Here is a 17597-nt window from a genome sequence, read left to right as displayed (position 1 = left end):
TGATGTGCTTTAATCAGAACCAGACAACGTATTTGACGAATAGGAAAAGGAATCTATGAGCAGCGTATTTGAAATTGTTAACCAAGCACGACGTAAGAACAAACTTAAGCGTGAACTTTTAGACAACGAAAAGAAAGTTCGTGACAACCGTAAGCGTGTCGACCTTCTTGATAACCTACTTGATTACATCAAGCCAGAGATGACTCACGACGAGATCCTGGGCATTATCAAAAATATGAAAGCTGACTACGAAGACCGTGTTGATGACCACATCATCAAGAGCGCTGAGATTTCTAAAGCTCGCCGTGACATCAGCCGTCGCATTCGTGAACTGACAGAAGAAGACAAGCAAACTCAAGGTAAGAAGTAATCTAACCTCGCTAATTTACTTGTAACAATGTTAGTAACCCACTCTTAGTAGTGGGTTTTTTTGTACCTAAACTCCAGCGTCTATACTTAAGCATCTAAACCTAACCGTCTAGACTTAAGCGTACCTAAGCAAAATGAATGAAACTCAACAGCAGTATCAAACTAAATAACGAGTGTACACTAGCGATGGAGAGACTTTATGTACGGAAGTATTCTGATTACCTTGGCGTTATCAACGACACAACCTTACCCTGAAAAATTTGAGAAACTTTATACCGAAGAAACCGAAATCACTTATGACGATCTCGTGGTCGATGTTCATGGCTACAAGGTTCCGACCCGATCAGCATTTCGAGGTTGGATGCTCCTTAACCACGCCCAAGATCAAGTCAAAGCGATCGGTCAACAACTCAAAGACAACGGCATCACTCAGAGCATGCCTCTGCATTTAGTCTTGTTGCAAGGCACGGATTGGGCAATGAGTAATACGACCCTGTTCACCCTTCCCAATAAGAAACATGTGCCAAACATGATCAATACCCTTAAGTACATACAACAATATATTGAGCCTGAAATTGGCGTTGTTATCCCTGTGTCCGGAGAGCGAACCAATATCTACAATCAACAAGCTGGCGGCGCACTGCGAAGTAAACACTTGGAATTCTGCGCCTTAGACTTAGTTCCTGCGAATGATATTACTCGCGAAGATCTGCACGTGAAACTTAAAAAAGTTCATGCTGAATTTGGGCAAAAAAATAACGTTGGGCTGGGGTTGTATTCTGGTGTTCGATTCCACATCGATACTTGCGGATTCAGACAGTGGTAATCACACCAGAGAGTCATAAAGACACAACAATCACTAAGGTCATTATGACTCATACAGTTAACAGGACACTTTAACTAGTTGATTTAATGATTAAAATAAAACTGGAACGCTAATTGCTATTGATAACGAGTATCATAATTATTAATAGCAATTAGGAATTCAATATGAAGACGATGACTCAACGCTTTCAAACTCTGCTTTCTGTTTCAAACTTTAGTCTAGCGATCACAACCTTGCTTATGCTTCTCAGTATTATCGTTGCTTATCCAATGGCCGATCACTTCTCACTGCCAATTCAAATCGTCGCCCACATCAGCACCATCTTAGTCGCGGCCTTGTTGAAAATCAGCTATGTCGGTCGTTGCCTTGCACAATACAACCTTGGATTGGAAGTTCGTTAAGTAGCGTCGCGTTAGCCTTGATAAAGGAGCCCTTAAACAATATCAAGGCTACTGAAAAGATCGTACAACTGATGAGATTTATAGGGTTTCGGTAAGTAGGCGTTCATACCGGCTTCAAAACAGTCTTTGATGTCTTCTTCTAGAACACTGGCGGTTAAAGCTATGATGGGTAATGGTGTGACTTGTTGATCGGCTTCCCACTGACGAATCGCACGAGTCGCCGTTATACCATCCATAACAGGCATCATGCAGTCCATCAAAATGGCATCAAACTGAGCTCCTTGGGTGATGACATCCACCGCTTCTTGGCCATTACTGGCAATCAAATATTCATAACCCGCTTGCTCAAGGAAGAAGCTCGCTATTTTTTGATTCATCAGATTGTCTTCTACGATCAAAATGCATCGATTCAGAGAGCGAACCTCTTCATCTTTTGCTACCACTTGAGGCGTTTGCTCTTCGCCCACATCGAGAGATTGTAAGCTGGTTAAGAAACGTCGGCCCAAAAATGGCAAGGTATGAGTCGAGTGGACTGTTTCTCTGATTAGGTTCGTTTTAAATAGGTGATGCTGACACACGATGACTCGAGCAAGAGGATATATCGCCTTCAACGTCGCAAGATCTTTTTCCATAGAGTGGTGCAAGGTATGACAATAGAGTATGAAGTCGCTTTCTTTGACACTTTCACTAAGGGCAGCAATGGATGACACCACATTGGCTCGAACATTCAAACGCTCACACTCTTTGACAAGCTGATCGAGGTAATTGAAAGAGTTCGAGATGATGGTCGCTCGGTTCAGGTTATCAAAAGTTTGAACAGGCGCTTCTACAACATCGACATACAAACAAAACGTGAATGTAGAACCTTCTCCTTTCACTGAACGCGCGGTAATGTAGCCCCCCATCAAATCAACAAGCTGTCGACAAATCGCAAGCCCTAGCCCCGTACCACCAAATTGGCGGGTAATGCTGCCATCTTCTTGAGTGAAAGGTTCAAATATGGACTCTAGCTTCTCTGGCTCAATCCCAATTCCAGTATCAGACACACTGCATTCAAGCTTGCCTCTACCCAAAGACATAGGTGTGTATGCAATGTCCGTCGTAATCGTGCCCTTGGACGTAAATTTGATGGCGTTAGACAGCAAATTGGTCAGCACCTGCCTCACACGGTACTCATCGAAAAACAGCTGCGGTGGAGTTTGGGAATCGATATTGATGTCGAGTTCGATATCCTTACTTATCGCTTTGGATAAAATCACACTTACTGAGTCGTAAACCGCCTCTCTCAGATCAGCGTTGTGTGGCGATAGCATTAAGTTGCCCGACTCGATTTTGGACAGGTCAAGAATGTCATTAAGCAGAACCAGTAATGAGTGAGAAGACGATTCGATATCTCCTAACACTTCTTGTTGATTTGGGCTCAGTTGACTTTGAGATAAGATCTCAGCCATGCCAATGATCCCGTTGAGTGGTGTACGTATCTCATGGGACATATTGGCTAAGAATGCGCTTTTGGCTTTGTTAGCCGAAATCGCGTCTTCTTTTGCTGTTATCAACTCTTTGTTGTGCAGATAGTTGCGTTCCATCACTCGATTTAGGGTTTCAGTGAACTCGGCAAGCTCATCGTTCCCTTGGATACGAATCACCTTTGGCTGGCCGTAGCTATCAGCGCATTCCGACACACCTTTCAAGATAATCGACAGGTTTCTGTTTAAGCGCAGAGATGTCGCCCCCCCAAGCCACATCAAAACACCAGATGCGATGAGTATAAGCAACGTCATGACCAAGGTTTGCCTTTTCTGCAACGCGATATTCTTGGTCAGTTCAAACTGTATTTGATTGGTGTAAGCGCCAATCGCTTTTGAAATCGCCCGTTTTTTAAGCTCTAAGCTTTTCAAGTGTTGATATATTTCGGGTGATGAAAAGTCCCCTTTGAGGATCCGAGATGTGAACTTGTCTTGGAATTCATCTTTGGCGACAGCGTTTAGCAACTGTCTAATGTTTGGAGAACGCGTATCCGAACGGAAAAAGGTATCTAATAGCTGTTGCTGCCTCTCTAGTGCACCGACATAGCTCAGCAAGTATTGGTTTTTAAACTCTGGCGAGCGATACAAACTGAAACTTAACCACGCTTCTCTCTGAGTCCAAAACACGTAATGCGTAAGATTGATGAACATCGCATCCGCTTGACCAATATTTTCATCGACTAAGGCCATGCGATATTCAGACAGATCCATTAGCACGTCTTTTAATAAGTCGAAAGCGCGCTCTGTCGATTGTCTGCTGTCTCTGGTTTCAGATGTACTAGCTAGGGTCATCAACAGCTTTTTCAATTCAGCTAACTGAGGATCAATACTCCAATTGCTGTCGAACTGTTGAAGTCGCATTCCATACTGAGTCAGTCTATCCAGTTCTGATTGCAACGTTAAAAGTAACTGACCTTTCTCAGGGGAGTCATTAGACAGCACCAACCATCGATAAGCATCACTTGATACCGTATTAAAAGATTGAAGCGCTTCGACCTTAATACGCGTTGTTTCAAGGTGATTCATCTTCTCATCGTTCTTAAGCACTTCATTCACTGTAAACCCGAACATAATGAGTACAGAAACCGTGGAAAGAAAAATAAGACGCCATCTAATTGACATATTTATCATTTTTATAACTACTCCCTTCCCGAAAGTAATTTACCTAACCCAAATTAAGAATAGGACATTAACAGGGGGTTATTGATCAAATTGGATATGAACAAACGATACTCTGAGCCCAGAACGAAAAATTAAAGCCAACTGGTATCCAGAAAAGAGCTTTAAAGCGGAAAGGCGTGCTTTTATTAAGACTGGTTTAAACAAGCGAGGTTTCAGAGAGCAAAATGTAAACAAAAGATGTTTTCTCCAGTTATTATCACGCGCATAACAAGTGAACGGCCACATTTCGCGGCTCAACTAGACTGTGAATAATGACTCTGCGCGCTAACAAAGCGGATAGTTAGGTTAAAATTGTGACATCCAATCGTTTGCGTAATGCACTTTTCACGCTCAAACTAGACTTATTAAAAGGTCGAACAACAATACTCGCTGATTCCCTTATTTGTCGTTTACTGTTTACGTGTAACTTGAGTTAGCGATCACACCTTTAATGTTCAATATGACCTGTATTACATATTATCTTTTGAATTGAGTATTTTTTGACGAAAAATAAGTGCTACAGATTGTTAAAGTCAATAGTCTTTATTGACGTTCAAATCTTGATTTATGGCTAATATAAAGCCAATTTACAGATATTTTGTCTGCGTTTATTTTTCCTAGCAGAATAACCCGTCGTACCTTACAATCCTGCCACATAAAAATTACAAGTTACACACAAGGTATATCAGCACATTTAAGTGGCAATAAAGACCACAGCCTGATGCCTCAAATCCCCTATGCTGATTGGCTTCCCTACAACCGCCATGAATGCAGAAACTTAACGTGAAAGGTCCCGAGTAAAGATGAGTCCCGAAAAGCACCTCCTAGATTGGCAAACTAGTCAAACCATTGCTGAATCCATCGCTCCAACTTTAGGTCAGTTATACCGTCAAAAAGGCGTAGAAGTTATCCTCTTTGGTAAGACCTTAGTTAACGCGACAACTATCGACATCATCAAAGCTCACCGCATCGCAAAACGTTACACTGGTTCTCCTCTTACAGCAGAACAGACTCAACCTATCATTCAACACCTTCTCTCTATGGACTTGTCTCCATGTCGTATTGATGTTGGTCGCCTTGCGCATTCATTCTGGCAAGATCGCGAAGACACACACGGGTTGGATGATTTCCTACAAACTGCGCTTATCGAATCGCTTGAAGGCGATGCGATGACAGAGCCTCGTGACGTTGTATTGTACGGTTTTGGTCGTATTGGCCGACTGCTCACTCGTCTGTTGATCGAGAAAAGTGGCCCGGGTTACCCACTGCGTTTACGTGCAATCGTTGTACGTGGCGGCAAAGATGGCGACCTAGAAAAACGTGCAAGCCTGCTTCGTCGTGACTCTGTACACGGCCAATTCAACGGCAGCATTGTTGTAGACCAAGAACGCAAAGCGATCATCGTTAACGGCAACTTCATCCAAGTTATCTACGCAAACAAACCAGAAGAAGTGGATTACACGACTTACGGAATTGAAAACGCACTTGTGGTTGATAACACAGGCGTATGGCGTGACGCGGAAGGCCTGAGCCAGCACGTTGCGTGTAACGGTGCGAAGAAAGTGCTACTGACTGCGCCTGGTAAAGGCGACATCAAGAACGTGGTATTTGGTGTAAATGAAAATGTTATTCAGCCAGAAGACACCATCATCTCTGCAGCAAGCTGTACTACTAACGCAATCACTCCAGTATTGAAAGCGGTTCACGACAAGTTTGGCGTGCTGTCTGGTCACATCGAAACGGTGCACTCATTTACCAATGATCAAAACCTAATCGATAACTTCCACTCGGGTGATCGTCGTGGTCGTGCTGCATCATTGAACATGGTTTTGACATCGACTGGCGCTGCTAAAGCAGTATCAAAAGCGATGCCGGAAATGGAAGGTAAGCTAACAGGTAATGCGATTCGCGTACCTACGCCAAACGTTTCAATGGCAGTAGCGAACCTAAACCTTGAGAAAGGCACAAACAAAGAAGAGTTGAACGAGTACCTGCGTGAAATGGCGCTGTCTTCTGCTTTGTCTGCACAAATTGATTACACAGACTCGACTGAGATTGTATCTACCGACTTGGTTGGCTCTCGTCACCCAGGTGTGGTTGACGGTGTGGCGACTATCGCACAAGACAACCGTGCCGTGCTGTACATTTGGTACGATAACGAGTTTGGCTACAGCTGCCAAGTTGTTCACTGTATGGAACAGATGATGGGTGTACGCTACAAGACATACCCAGAAGTTTAATTAACTTCGCTCTTGTAGATACGTCCATCGCAACAAGCTCCACAACATAATAACTATATCTGCGAAGTCTGTATGGGCTTCGCAACCCCTTTTGTTTTACTCCCCCGTATAAACAAAAGGGTTGCCACTTAGATCTGCTCTCTCTAACTGATCTAGGTGGCCTTTTTACATCTAGCACTCTAACTTTTATCTCGATGACAAGACCTTGTCTTCATCACTCTTGCACAGCTTCACGTCTGTTATAACTCAACCTCAACATCTGACTGAATCGAACTTGAACATGCGAGCACGTAGCCCTGTTCAATCTGTTCTGGCGTCAATGTTTCTTGGCTGCTTGATTCCACAGACCCTTTGGTCACTTTGCATTTACACGAGCCACAAATCCCGCTGCGACAAGCGATAATAATTGGAACGCCTGCTTTTTCTAATGAATCCGCCAATGGTGTGCCAGTTTCCGCTTCAACTTCAGCCCCGAACGCAGGCACTAATACCTTAACTGCACTATTCGTATCGTCAGCAACTTCGGCGTTTGACGCTTCTGATTGAGCATTCTGAGTAGCAGGAGTAAAGCTTTCTTGATAGAAGTTATCCATGTTGAACTCAAGCTCTTTCAGATAGCTCTCAATATCTTGCATGAAGCCGACAGGTCCACACAGGTAAACGGTTCTCTCTAAGATATCTGGGCTCAGTTTCACCAACCAGTTTTTATCTAAACGACCTTGAGGGGCGGTTGTTCCTTCGTTGTCTTTTAACAGAAGTTTTAAGTTGAAATTCGCATGTGATTCATCGAGCTGATGAAGTTCTTGAAAGTAGATAGTCTCAAGCTTGTTGCGTGCCATGTGGACGAAATCAATCTCGATGTCACTGTCTTGAGACAACCAATACTTTGCCATCGCCATCACTGGAGTGATACCGCAGCCTGCACTCACTAGCGTTACTTTCTTTGTTGCCGTTGGCATGCAATCAATACAGTTAAACGAGCCTGCCGGCTTCAACACTGAAACCTCATCACCTTCATCAAGCTCATCAACAATAAAGTTCGAAACCAAGCCACCTTCCACACGCTTGACCGTCAACTTCAGACGGTTATCTTCCGGGCAAGAAGCCACTGAATAAGCACGGTAATCCGTTTTCGTCGGCATATCTAAACCCAGAGTAATAAATTGCCCTGGCTTAAAATTAAAATGTAAGTCTTGTGGAATGCTGCCAAGCTCAAAGCTGACCGTATCTGGCGTCTCATGCCATTTCTTTAAACACACTAAATTGATTGAATCGCTATCCGACCATGCATACATAGTTCGTGTACCTTGCTAATGACTAGATGATTAAATGACTAAGGATTTAAATCGAAAAAGCCCCGCCGTTGTCTGTTTTTGAAAAACGTCACAACAACGGGGCTTAGGAGTTGGCTTAGATTAAGCCGCTAAGATTGTTTTAAGATCTTGCTCTGGCGTTGAGATAGAACGCATGTCGAACTCGTCTTGAATAATCTTTAGTAGGTTCTCTGTTAAGAAAGCCGGTGCTGTTGGGCCGGTGTAGATGCCTTTCACACCAAGAGCAAACAGAGTAAGCAGGATAACGATCGCTTTTTGCTCGAACCAAGAAAGAACAAGTGTTAGCGGTAGTTCGTTGATGCCACAATCAAACTCTTGAGACAGCGCAAGAGCTAGCTGAATCGCTGAATAAGCATCGTTACATTGACCAACATCGAGCAGACGTGGAATACCGTTAATGTCGCCGAATTGGTTTTTGTTGAAACGGAATTTACCACACGCCAATGTCAGAATTACTGAGTCTTCTGGCGCTTGCGCTGTGAAATCTGTGTAGTAGCTACGCTCAGATTTGTCGCCGTCACAACCACCCACTAGGAAGAAGTGTTTGATGTTGCCTTCTTTCACTTGTTCAACAACCGCTGGTGCAGCTTCCATCAAGGCGTTACGACCAAAACCGACAGTGATCATTTGCTCGATCTCGTCATGCTTAAAGCCTTCTTGCGCAAGAGCACAATCGATTACTGCACTGAAATCGTCACCTTCAAGGTGAGCAACACCCGGCCAGCCTACGATGCTACGCGTAAATAGGCGGTCAGCGTACGAGCCCACATCAGGGTTAAGCAGACAGTTAGATGTCATTACGATCGCACCAGGGAAGTTCGCAAATTCTTTTTGCTGGTTCTGCCAAGCGCTGCCGTAGTTACCCGCAAGGTGTGGGTACTTGTTCAGTTCAGGGTAACCGTGTGCAGGTAGCATCTCACCGTTGGTATAAACATTAATGCCCTTGCCTTCCGTTTGTTGAAGGATCTTTTCTAGATCATGCAGGTCGTGACCAGAAACAAGGATACAGTGACCTTTCTTCGTCTTCACATTCACGGTTGTTGGTTGAGGGTGACCAAATGTATCTGTCTCGCCTTTATCCAGCATTTCCATGACTTTGTAGTTCATTAAGCCAATCTGCATAGACGTATCTAGTAGTTGTTTTAGGTCTGATGGATCCGTACCTAGGAAAGCCATGATTTCATGGTATTCAGCAAAGATGGCATTGTCAGTTTGACCAAGAACACGTGCGTGCTCCATGTATGCTGCCGCACCTTTTAGCCCGTAAAGACAAAGTAGGCGAAGACCAATCACATCTTCGTGTTGAGAGTCGTGACCACGGTTTACCGCCGCTTGAGGGGCTAGTGCCAATAACTCAGAAGAATCCGTTGGAAGATCGAATTGAGCAGCAGCAGAAAGCGCTGGGATCTCAAAACCAATCAACGTCGCTGCTGCGCGAACCTGTTGTTCTAAGCGCTGCTTAAACTCATGAGATTGCTGTGCAAATTCGATGATACGAGCAGGATCGAAGTTAACGTTGGTTAATGTTGCGAAAAACGCTTTTGGCGCCCACTCGTCGATTTCAGTATCAATAACATCACACGCACGGCCTAAATTGGCCCAAAAAGAAACACCTTGAAGAGAATGCACCAACACGTCTTGAAGGTCGGATACTTCCGAAGTTTTACCACACATACCTTGTGCGAAAGAACAGCCTTTTACGGTTGGGGTTTGAATTGTTTGTTCACATTGAATACAGAACATATAAGGGCTCCAGTAATTTTTGTTAACTGTAAGTACTTTGCTTACAGTGACTTATTCCAAACCCTATAGAGCATCAAGCGTGCCAACTTTTAACTCATTGATTTTATTGACCTTTACTTTATCCCCTTATTTTAGTGCGTGATTATGACTACATATAAACTCTCAATCCACACACACCTGTGTCATAGTGACTCTCTAGAATTATTTGGTGGTGTTCATGTTTCGTTCAGAATAGAAGCGATATAGTAACAACATAGAAAAAGAGGAATGAATATGAAAAATATATTAGTTACGATTGTTGCATTGTTTACTGGCCTTTTGGCGTTATTCACAAGCTTGATCCTTGCTATTCCTTTAGCTATTGCAGCTTTAATTACTGGCAAGCGCATTCAGAATCAAATGAAGAAACAAGGTTTCGCAGCACATATGAACACTCGTCAGTCATCAGCCAATGATGCCGGTGTTATTGAAGGTGAATACGAAGACCTTTCAAGCAAAAAGTAACCTAAACTTTAGTTTCAGACATAGTGAAAGCACAACAGAGACAAAATTACATAATGCAAAGAAAGCCCCTCCTAGCACTACTGGCCTTAACGACTTTAAGTCTCGTTGGTTGTTCCAACGAGACAACTATACCCGCTTACGAAACATCTCCAGACTTACCTGGCTATCAGCAAGACAGCTTTGATGCCTACGTCAATGACACCCAAGATTGGTTATCGAAAAACCGCGTGTTCATGACAGAAGACAAGCAACTCGAGATCCAACTCAATTCACCAACCGAGTATCAACCAACCTCGCCAAACGGCAAGGCGGTGTTATTGGTTCATGGATTAGGTGATTCACCCTATTCGTTTAAAGACATCGCTACCCATTTGGCTGAGCAAGGTTACTTAGTGAGAACTGTATTGCTTCCGGGTCACGGCAGTCGTGTGGGTGACCTAATGCAACCGAGCCTAGAAGATTGGCAAGGGGTGGTGGCTCACCATACCAAGTTACTTGAGCAAGAGTATGATTCTGTTTGGCTTGGCGGCTATTCAACAGGCGCAAATCTCGTCACTTCACAAGCGATGAACGATCCAAAGATCTCCGGATTACTGCTGTTTTCTCCTGCGTTTCAACCGAGCTCGTCTGCTGTTCAATACGCAGGGCTAGCAAGCTACTTTGTCACTTGGGCTGATCAAGATCCTGAAGACAATGTTTTACGTTATAACTCATTGCCTATGAACGGTGCCTCGGTTTACTACGAGACATCAGAAGTCGTACGTGATGACTTACAAGATAAGCACTTCGACAAACCAGTGTTTATTATGATGAGTGAAGGCGACAGCGTGATTGACACCAACTACGTTCAGCAAGCCTTTACTGAATCAATGCCGAATCCAAATAATGTGTTGGTTTGGCAAGGAGAGACGACTCTCGAGGATCCTCGCGCTGTTCAGTACAGCATGAAAATTCCAGAGCAACGTATCTCGAATGGCTCTCACATGGGCTTACTGTTCTCACCAAACAACCCTTATTACGGAATCAATGGTAGCGAGAAGATCTGCTCCAATGGTCAGGCAGAAGGCTTTGAAGAGCAATGCAACGCAACCAGTGAGGTTTGGTACTCAGCTTGGGGCTATCGTGAAGAAGGGAAGAACCATGCGCGTTTGACCTACAACCCCTACTTCTCAGACTCGATGGCGAAGCTAGATGCCGTGCTGAACTCTGAAGGCTAATACGCTCAAGCCTTTCGAAACCAATCCATAGATCTCAAAAAGGCTCACTAGATAACGTCTAGTGAGCCTTTTTTAATGAGTGTCGTTTCTGGTGAACGTCTAGGGTCTGTTGACCTTTAGAGCTGATTTTTGCAGCACTTTGTGGGAAATTTCTACAAGGCAGAGGCTTTGAAGTGTAGCTAGCCTACATGAGAAGCCGATAACGCAGTAGAAATGAACCACAAAGGCTGCCCGAAGGGTTCGGCTAGAATCGTTTTATGCTTTGTTAAGAAGTATTAACTTAGAATGACTAGGCTACATACTTCTTGCCGCGCCTAAAACGATTCTATCTCGAACAAAATTCAACCACTAAAAGTTAACAGACCCTAGTTACTTATTCTTATCGCGCACTGCTATATCGTCCACACTACGCGAACAGCCAGCAAGATCAAAACCACGCCAGATAGTCGATCAATCAACTGAGCTTTCGAGCGAATACGTTCAACAATCAACGGGCTAGACAGTACCAAGGTGATAAAGGTGTACCAAAGGCCGTCGACAATCAGCGGCGTTGAAACAATGATAACCTGATTGGTCAGTTCATTTCCTAACGCTACAAATTGACTAAACAAAGCGATGAAGAACAGCGCGATCTTTGGGCTCAAGATAGAGATCAAGAAAGCCTCACGAGCAGACTGCATGTAACTCATCTTCTCACCCGCTTCTAATTTCGCGGCAACACCACCTTTCGAACGCAACGCATTAACGCCAAGATAAAGCAGATAAGCAGCACCCGCTAAGCTAATACCTTTGAACAACATTGGGGATTGCTCAAGCACAACGGCTAAACCAACAATGGTTGCGAACGCATAAATACCGATACCAGCAGCGTGTGACCAAGCTGCGATAAGCCCGTTCATACGGCCACCAGCCAAACTGTGTTTAGCGATCATCGCCAAACTTGGGCCCGGAGACATCGCCCCCAACAAGCAAATCGCTAATAAAGAAAACCAAATTGTTACTGTCATCATTCCATTCCTAATAAATAAAGCGTTCCAGCTGAACGCTCTACGCTTAATACTCAATACTTGGCACTTACCATAATCCGCAGGAGGTATTATTTGAAATCAAAGATTATCATCATACTTATGATTTCAAGTCATACTGATATTGTAACTCGACTTTTGCATGGCTTGGAATGCTTTTTCTCGCGCCCATTTGTGGGCAGAATCGTTGTCATATTTAGGGTGCCACATTAACCAATAGGTATGCATTTCCGTATCAAATGGCAACGAAAAGTAGGTAGTATCGAGGTGTCGACCTAGGTTGTAAGCGATATGTTCTGGCACGATCATCAAGTAGTCGTCTTGCATTAGCACAGTGCCAGCGGATGAAAAGAACGGAACCTGTAAAGCCACTCTTCGCTTCAGCCCTTGCTTCTTCAATGCTATGTCCGCGTAGCTGTCTTTATCTCCACCACCCGTCACTTTGATGTGAGAGTAGTGAACAATATCTTCTGCACTCAAAACCGCTTGTTGAGCCAATGGGTGCGACTTGCGCATCAAACACACCGACTTATCTTCGCCAAGTTTGATGCTTGAGACATGTTCAGGCTTTGTGGGAAACATACTGGAAGCCAAATGAATCCCCGACTCGTTCAGTGCTTCAAGGTAGTTGGGCTGCCACAATCGATAAGCCAAATTGATGTTCGGCGCTTCAGCGGACACCTCTGCAACAATCACAGGAAGAATATACTGAGCCACATAATCACTCGAAGACAACACCAATTCACCTTGCCAGTCTTGCGGTTCGAAGGGTTTGTCATCTAACAGGTGATCAAACTCGCCAAGTAGGTCGTCGAGTTTACCTTTGAGTAGCAGTGCACGGTTGGTCGGCACCAGTTTGTTGCCGTCACGGACCAGCAAAGGGTCACCACATAAATCTCGTAACTGACTGAGCTGGCGGCTCACCGCGGATTGTGTGATATGCAAACGTTGGGCGGCACGGCTCACATGACACTCTTCAAGAAGTACATGCAGTGAACGCAGCAGGTTTAAGTTGATATTGCCTAACATGAATGCACCGTCGCATTCTGCTTGTTGAAAAACTCGGTCAAAACCGTATGAGTCATTAAGTGACGCAGATCTGGGTAGCTTTGCAGCTGATCGCGAACTCGGTTCAGGCTCTCCATGCTTTCCACTTCCACGTACAACATCATATCTGTCTCACCGCTAATCGAGTGACACCATTGCACCTCACCGATACTCTGAATTCGTTTCGCGTAAGACTCACAACTATGGTCACTACTCGACATGTCGAACTTCAACAAGATATAAGCGCACACATTCTTCGTTTGGTTAGGCTCTGTCACTTGAGCGCAGTAGCCCGTAATCACTTTGTCGCTTTCCAGTTTCTTGATTCTGGCGTTCACTGCCGAGCGCGAGAGACTGACATCTCGGGCGATATCGCTCACTGAGCATCGTGCATTGGTTTTGAGAATATCCAAAATCTGGCGATCAAATTTATCCATGCTTCTGATTCTTTCCATTTATTGTTCTATTTATAACGCCTAATTTGACACAACTTTCCGACTTATAACAGCCATTCTGACAGCCGACACTTTCACGCTGAATCGGATTAATACCGTTAAAATGACGGTGTCTTAAGACGTTTCGCTAGCTGTATTATTGATGTCGACAATGTATGCTCTCAATCATAACTTCACACACACCAAAAGAAAGTTACTGGAAGACCGTGACCAGAATCAAATAGCTAGGAGAGCGAATGACACAACTCAAACAAGAAATCACGCTTATTTCAGGAATCGGACAGCTCTCGACGACCTTGCTAGGCACGGGATTATTTATGATCCCTGCAATCGCGGCAGGCATTGCAGGGCAGTTATCGCTACTAGCATGGTTAATCCTGTTTATCGCTATTTGCCCGATTGCACTAACCTTCGCAGCATTAGGGAAACGCTACCCCAATGCAGGAGGCACGGCCTATTTTGTGCGCCAAGCATTCAGCGAGCGATTAGAAACCAGTGTGGCTTGGTTGTTTGTGAGTGTTATTCCTGTCGGTATTCCCGCAGCGATTGCACTGGCAGGTGGCTTTGCTCAACAATTGTTACCCGCACCTCTCGACACCCCACTGGGTGCTCAATCCTTTACCGTCGCCCTGCTTATTGCCGTCAATTTGATGGGCAGTAAATCTTCTGGCCGACTGCAAACCGTGATCGCATTGTCGATTTTTGCCTTGGTTAGTGCTTTTGTGTGGAAAGCCGACATCACGGTAGCCGATGTTGCTCTTCCATCCATCTCGTCCGATTCGATCTGGTCTATCGGCGCTGCGTTGGCTGTCATGTTTTGGTGCTTTGTCGGAATAGAAGCTTTTGCTCACATGGGAGAGGAGTTCAAAAATCCACAACGTGACTTCCCAATCGCGATCATTGCAGGCTGTTTTGTTGCGGGGTTAGTGTACTGGGCTTGTTCAGTGGTGATTCTTAAACTAGATGCTTACGGTTCACCTGAATTCGACGCTGCATCCATCCCTTGGGTAACAGAACAACTATTTGGCAATGGCTTCAAAACTGTCATCAGCGTGCTGGGATTCTTTGCTTGCTTTGCCAGCCTCAACCTTTACACACAAAGCCTGTCTCGGATGATCTGGGCTCAGGCTCGTCAACACAGTCCTACAAGTCGAATGGCTCAACTGAACAGCCGCGGCGTACCGCTTTACCCAACGATAGCAATTGGCTTTGTCGTGCTTATCTCGTGTGTGATTGGTGAACTGTCTAACTTGGACCTTGAGTTCTTTCTCAAGCTCGCCAACGGTATTTTTGTTCTGGTTTATCTGCTCGCGATGTTAGCCGCTTGCCGATTACTGACAGGCGCATCTAGATACACAGCCATGCTCTCGTTGGTCATCTGTACCTTGGTGTTTATCTGTTTAAGTTGGTCGATGCTCTATGCCGTGATTATTTTTGTGACATTGTCACTCCCTTGGCGAAAGTGGTTGGGTAAACCCACTGTTTCTGTCGACAAGCTGTAAACGATACCTACTAATATCACTGATAAAAAAGCCGAGCGATCTGTTTGATCTTCGGCTTTATCTCAGCCAACCGTATATTTCCAAACCCCAGCACCGCCCCACTCCAATCACGAGCATCACTCGAACCGTATTCATAAAAATCAAACGGACGAATGATGATATTTTGAAGATCAGCTCGTCGACTCCACTCATGTTCAGATATACCTTGATACCACTTCACGGTCACATGTAGCCCCGCCGCTTGGCTGATCACTTCAAGATCGCCATGAAACTCGCTTTCAATCGCTTCTATCATGGCTTCATACTTGAGTTTGTATGACCGACGCATCTTTCTAATATGACGCAGCAAGTCGCCTTCTCGAACAAAATCCGCCAAAGCTTCCTGTGTGTGGGATGCCGTGTCTCCAGTGAGTGCGTCTTTGATCTCAAGACACTTCGCCACCAGACTTTCTGGCACCACTAAGTACCCTAATCGAAGGCCATTGAACATCACCTTACTCAGAGAGCCAACATAGATGATGCGATCATCGAACCCCAACTTTCCCGCCAACCCTTGCATGCTGGTATAAGGGCGATGAGCAAACTGGAACTCACTGTCGTAGTCATCTTCAATGATCCATGACTGATGTTGATTGGCCCAGTCGATCAGTTTAAGGCGTTGCTCAGTATTGAGGGTCGTGCCCATTGGGTATTGGTTACTCGGTGTTACATACAGAGCCTTAGCGTTACTGGGCAACACTTTTTCAATATCTAGCCCCACCTTTTCACGCACACTTACACCATCCAGCTCTAGTCTCAACAGATCGATAATCTTATGCACTTGTCGATAACCGGGTTCCTCCACAAGAATTTTGTCGCCCATCGCTAACGTCGCCATTAATCCGATTGAGATGGCTTGCTGCGCACCTGCAGTGATAATGATTCTGTCGGTATTACAGTGAACTGAACGACTGCTTGCAAGGTACCCGCTCAATGCTTCTCTCAAGGCTAAACTTCCCTGAACCTCTTGATTGCCTGCAATGTTCTGACGTGTAGAGTGGCGTTGCAGCAGCCTCTGCCATTTCGCAAAAGGGAACGCATCTAAGTCAGGGACTCCGGGGGCAAAGCTGCAGTTAATGTCGTTCGGTGTCTCTATGTTTGCACTCGGTTTACTGACTGTTTGTTTGACCTTCGGATCCTGAATACTGTTTGGCTTAGACAAACTTAGAAAGTGTTCTGGTTGTTCAACCGAGACATAAAACCCTGAGCCTTGCTTACTCTCGATATAGCCTTCGGTGACCAGTTGTTCGTACGCGTAAATCACCGTATTTCGACTCACCGATAACTCGACGGCTAGCTTACGAGTTGAAGGTAACTTACTGCCCTTGCTCCATAAATCGTGAACGATCTTCTCTCTTATCGCGTGGAACAAGGCGGTTTGACGCGTGTCGTGTTGTTCGACTAACTGTAGGTCACCGACATCGATAGGTTGCATAACTGGATCCAAATAGTGTTTAAAAGTGGCTCTATTTAATAGACCAGTTAATCGCTACATTAATCAAAAGGCAATGATTAAGGAGCGATTATGTTATCTAACACGAAAAGAACCACGATTAAAAAAGGGGCTCACAAAGCCGTATTTGAGCAAGAGAAACTGCACCAAATTATTGATGAGAGCTTAATCGCACACATTGCATTGCAAGGCGAACAAGGACCAATGGTCATCCCGATGCTCGCGTGGCGAGTGGATGATATGGTCTACATTCATGGGGCTAAAAACAGTCGCCTACTAAAAGGGCTAAAAAAGGGAGAACCAACCTGTTTAACGTTCACCTTGTTCGATGGTTGGGTGTTGGCTCGTTCGGCATTTCATCACAGCGCGCATTATCGTTCTGCTGTGGTGTTGGGGTCATTTTCAGTCATCGATGACAACCAAGAAAAGGATCGCTTGTTGAATATCTTTATTGAGCAAATCGCGCCGGGCAGAACCGATGAAGTCAGGCTCAGTAATGAAAAAGAACTCACCGCAACCGAGTTATTGGCGATCCCTTTGACGGAAGCCTCCGTGAAGATTGGTAAACATGGAGTGAATGATGATAAAGCCGATATGGACATTCCAGTATGGGCTGGCGTATTGCCTTATCGAACGGTCGTTGGGCCATTAGAAACCGTTCCAGAGCAAGAAGGCATCATTGAAACACCAGATTACCAACCAGCTTATGGTGAACGCTGGTATCAGAATTAACACTCGAAGATGGTGAACTTGAT

The 17597-nt window shown here is 44.8% G+C and carries 15 protein-coding genes; 8 read left to right on the top strand and 7 right to left on the bottom strand.

Features of this window, described 5'->3' with window-relative positions:
* The first annotated feature begins 55 nt into the window (after window positions 1–55).
* The 3 genes from MSG35_RS11575 to MSG35_RS11565 all read left to right on the top strand — a co-directional run bounded on the left by MSG35_RS11575 (window position 56) and on the right by MSG35_RS11565 (window position 1596).
* Window positions 56–370, top strand: a complete 315-nt coding sequence (locus MSG35_RS11575; protein ID WP_004730049.1) for a DUF496 family protein — start codon at window positions 56–58, stop codon at window positions 368–370.
* A 198-nt stretch (window positions 371–568) separates the two neighbouring features.
* A complete protein-coding gene (locus MSG35_RS11570) occupies window positions 569–1195 on the top strand; it encodes a D-Ala-D-Ala carboxypeptidase family metallohydrolase (protein WP_050052414.1) in 627 nt (208 codons plus the stop codon).
* 164 nt (window positions 1196–1359) lie between these two features.
* On the top strand, window positions 1360–1596 hold the full coding sequence (locus MSG35_RS11565) for a hypothetical protein (protein ID WP_048608901.1): 237 nt from the start codon (window positions 1360–1362) through the stop codon (window positions 1594–1596).
* Between the two features lie 32 nt (window positions 1597–1628).
* Here the strand turns inward: MSG35_RS11565 and MSG35_RS11560 are convergent, their stop codons facing one another.
* Complete coding sequence (locus MSG35_RS11560) at window positions 1629–4193, bottom strand: ATP-binding protein (protein WP_248384363.1); 2565 nt, start codon at window positions 4191–4193, stop codon at window positions 1629–1631.
* An 893-nt stretch (window positions 4194–5086) separates the two neighbouring features.
* On the opposite strand from MSG35_RS11560, the gene MSG35_RS11555 reads away from it, so the two are divergent.
* On the top strand, window positions 5087–6523 hold the full coding sequence (locus tag MSG35_RS11555) for a glyceraldehyde-3-phosphate dehydrogenase (protein WP_050621730.1): 1437 nt from the start codon (window positions 5087–5089) through the stop codon (window positions 6521–6523).
* 239 nt (window positions 6524–6762) lie between these two features.
* Here the strand turns inward: MSG35_RS11555 and MSG35_RS11550 are convergent, their stop codons facing one another.
* Both MSG35_RS11550 and hcp read right to left on the bottom strand, forming a co-directional pair.
* Window positions 6763–7818: a hybrid-cluster NAD(P)-dependent oxidoreductase gene (locus MSG35_RS11550; protein ID WP_248383975.1), complete on the bottom strand. Its 1056-nt coding sequence runs from the start codon at window positions 7816–7818 to the stop codon at window positions 6763–6765.
* A 120-nt stretch (window positions 7819–7938) separates the two neighbouring features.
* On the bottom strand, window positions 7939–9600 hold the full coding sequence (gene hcp / locus MSG35_RS11545) for a hydroxylamine reductase (protein WP_248338596.1): 1662 nt from the start codon (window positions 9598–9600) through the stop codon (window positions 7939–7941).
* Between the two features lie 273 nt (window positions 9601–9873).
* On the opposite strand from hcp, the gene MSG35_RS11540 reads away from it, so the two are divergent.
* Both MSG35_RS11540 and MSG35_RS11535 read left to right on the top strand, forming a co-directional pair.
* The gene (locus MSG35_RS11540; protein WP_248383974.1) at window positions 9874–10104 is read left to right on the top strand and encodes a hypothetical protein; all 231 of its coding nucleotides are present in this window, start codon (window positions 9874–9876) and stop codon (window positions 10102–10104) included.
* Between the two features lie 53 nt (window positions 10105–10157).
* Window positions 10158–11321 carry an alpha/beta fold hydrolase gene (locus tag MSG35_RS11535; RefSeq protein WP_248383973.1) on the top strand — a complete coding sequence of 388 codons (1164 nt, stop codon included), beginning with the start codon at window positions 10158–10160 and terminating at the stop codon, window positions 11319–11321.
* Window positions 11322–11713: 392 nt separating this feature from the next.
* Here MSG35_RS11535 and MSG35_RS11530 read toward each other — a convergent pair whose 3' ends face one another.
* The 3 genes from MSG35_RS11530 to MSG35_RS11520 form a co-directional block, all read right to left on the bottom strand.
* A complete protein-coding gene (locus MSG35_RS11530) occupies window positions 11714–12328 on the bottom strand; it encodes a LysE family translocator (RefSeq protein ID WP_017061779.1) in 615 nt (204 codons plus the stop codon).
* 126 nt (window positions 12329–12454) lie between these two features.
* Window positions 12455–13375: a LysR family transcriptional regulator gene (locus MSG35_RS11525; RefSeq protein WP_017070979.1), complete on the bottom strand. Its 921-nt coding sequence runs from the start codon at window positions 13373–13375 to the stop codon at window positions 12455–12457.
* Window positions 13369–13830, bottom strand: coding sequence for an Lrp/AsnC family transcriptional regulator (locus tag MSG35_RS11520; RefSeq protein WP_248383972.1), 462 nt, complete (start codon window positions 13828–13830; stop codon window positions 13369–13371). Before MSG35_RS11520 ends, MSG35_RS11525 begins: the two co-directional genes overlap by 7 nt.
* A gap of 254 nt (window positions 13831–14084) precedes the next feature.
* Here MSG35_RS11520 and yjeH point away from each other — a divergent pair, with 254 nt between their 5' ends.
* Window positions 14085–15350 carry an L-methionine/branched-chain amino acid transporter gene (gene yjeH / locus MSG35_RS11515; RefSeq protein ID WP_248383971.1) on the top strand — a complete coding sequence of 422 codons (1266 nt, stop codon included), beginning with the start codon at window positions 14085–14087 and terminating at the stop codon, window positions 15348–15350.
* Between the two features lie 16 nt (window positions 15351–15366).
* Here yjeH and MSG35_RS11510 read toward each other — a convergent pair whose 3' ends face one another.
* Entirely contained in the window at window positions 15367–16824 is a 1458-nt protein-coding gene (locus tag MSG35_RS11510; RefSeq protein ID WP_248383970.1) for a PLP-dependent aminotransferase family protein, read from the bottom strand.
* 90 nt (window positions 16825–16914) lie between these two features.
* Here MSG35_RS11510 and MSG35_RS11505 point away from each other — a divergent pair, with 90 nt between their 5' ends.
* The gene (locus tag MSG35_RS11505; RefSeq protein ID WP_248383969.1) at window positions 16915–17574 is read left to right on the top strand and encodes a pyridoxamine 5'-phosphate oxidase family protein; all 660 of its coding nucleotides are present in this window, start codon (window positions 16915–16917) and stop codon (window positions 17572–17574) included.
* Window positions 17575–17597 lie beyond the last annotated feature (23 nt).

The sequence above is a fragment of the Vibrio sp. 1CM23M genome, from assembly GCF_023161755.1.
Taxonomy (GTDB): Bacteria; Pseudomonadota; Gammaproteobacteria; order Enterobacterales; family Vibrionaceae; genus Vibrio; species Vibrio coralliirubri.
The sequence above is the reverse complement of the archived record's forward strand: the minus strand, read 5'-3'. Positions and strand labels throughout refer to the sequence as shown.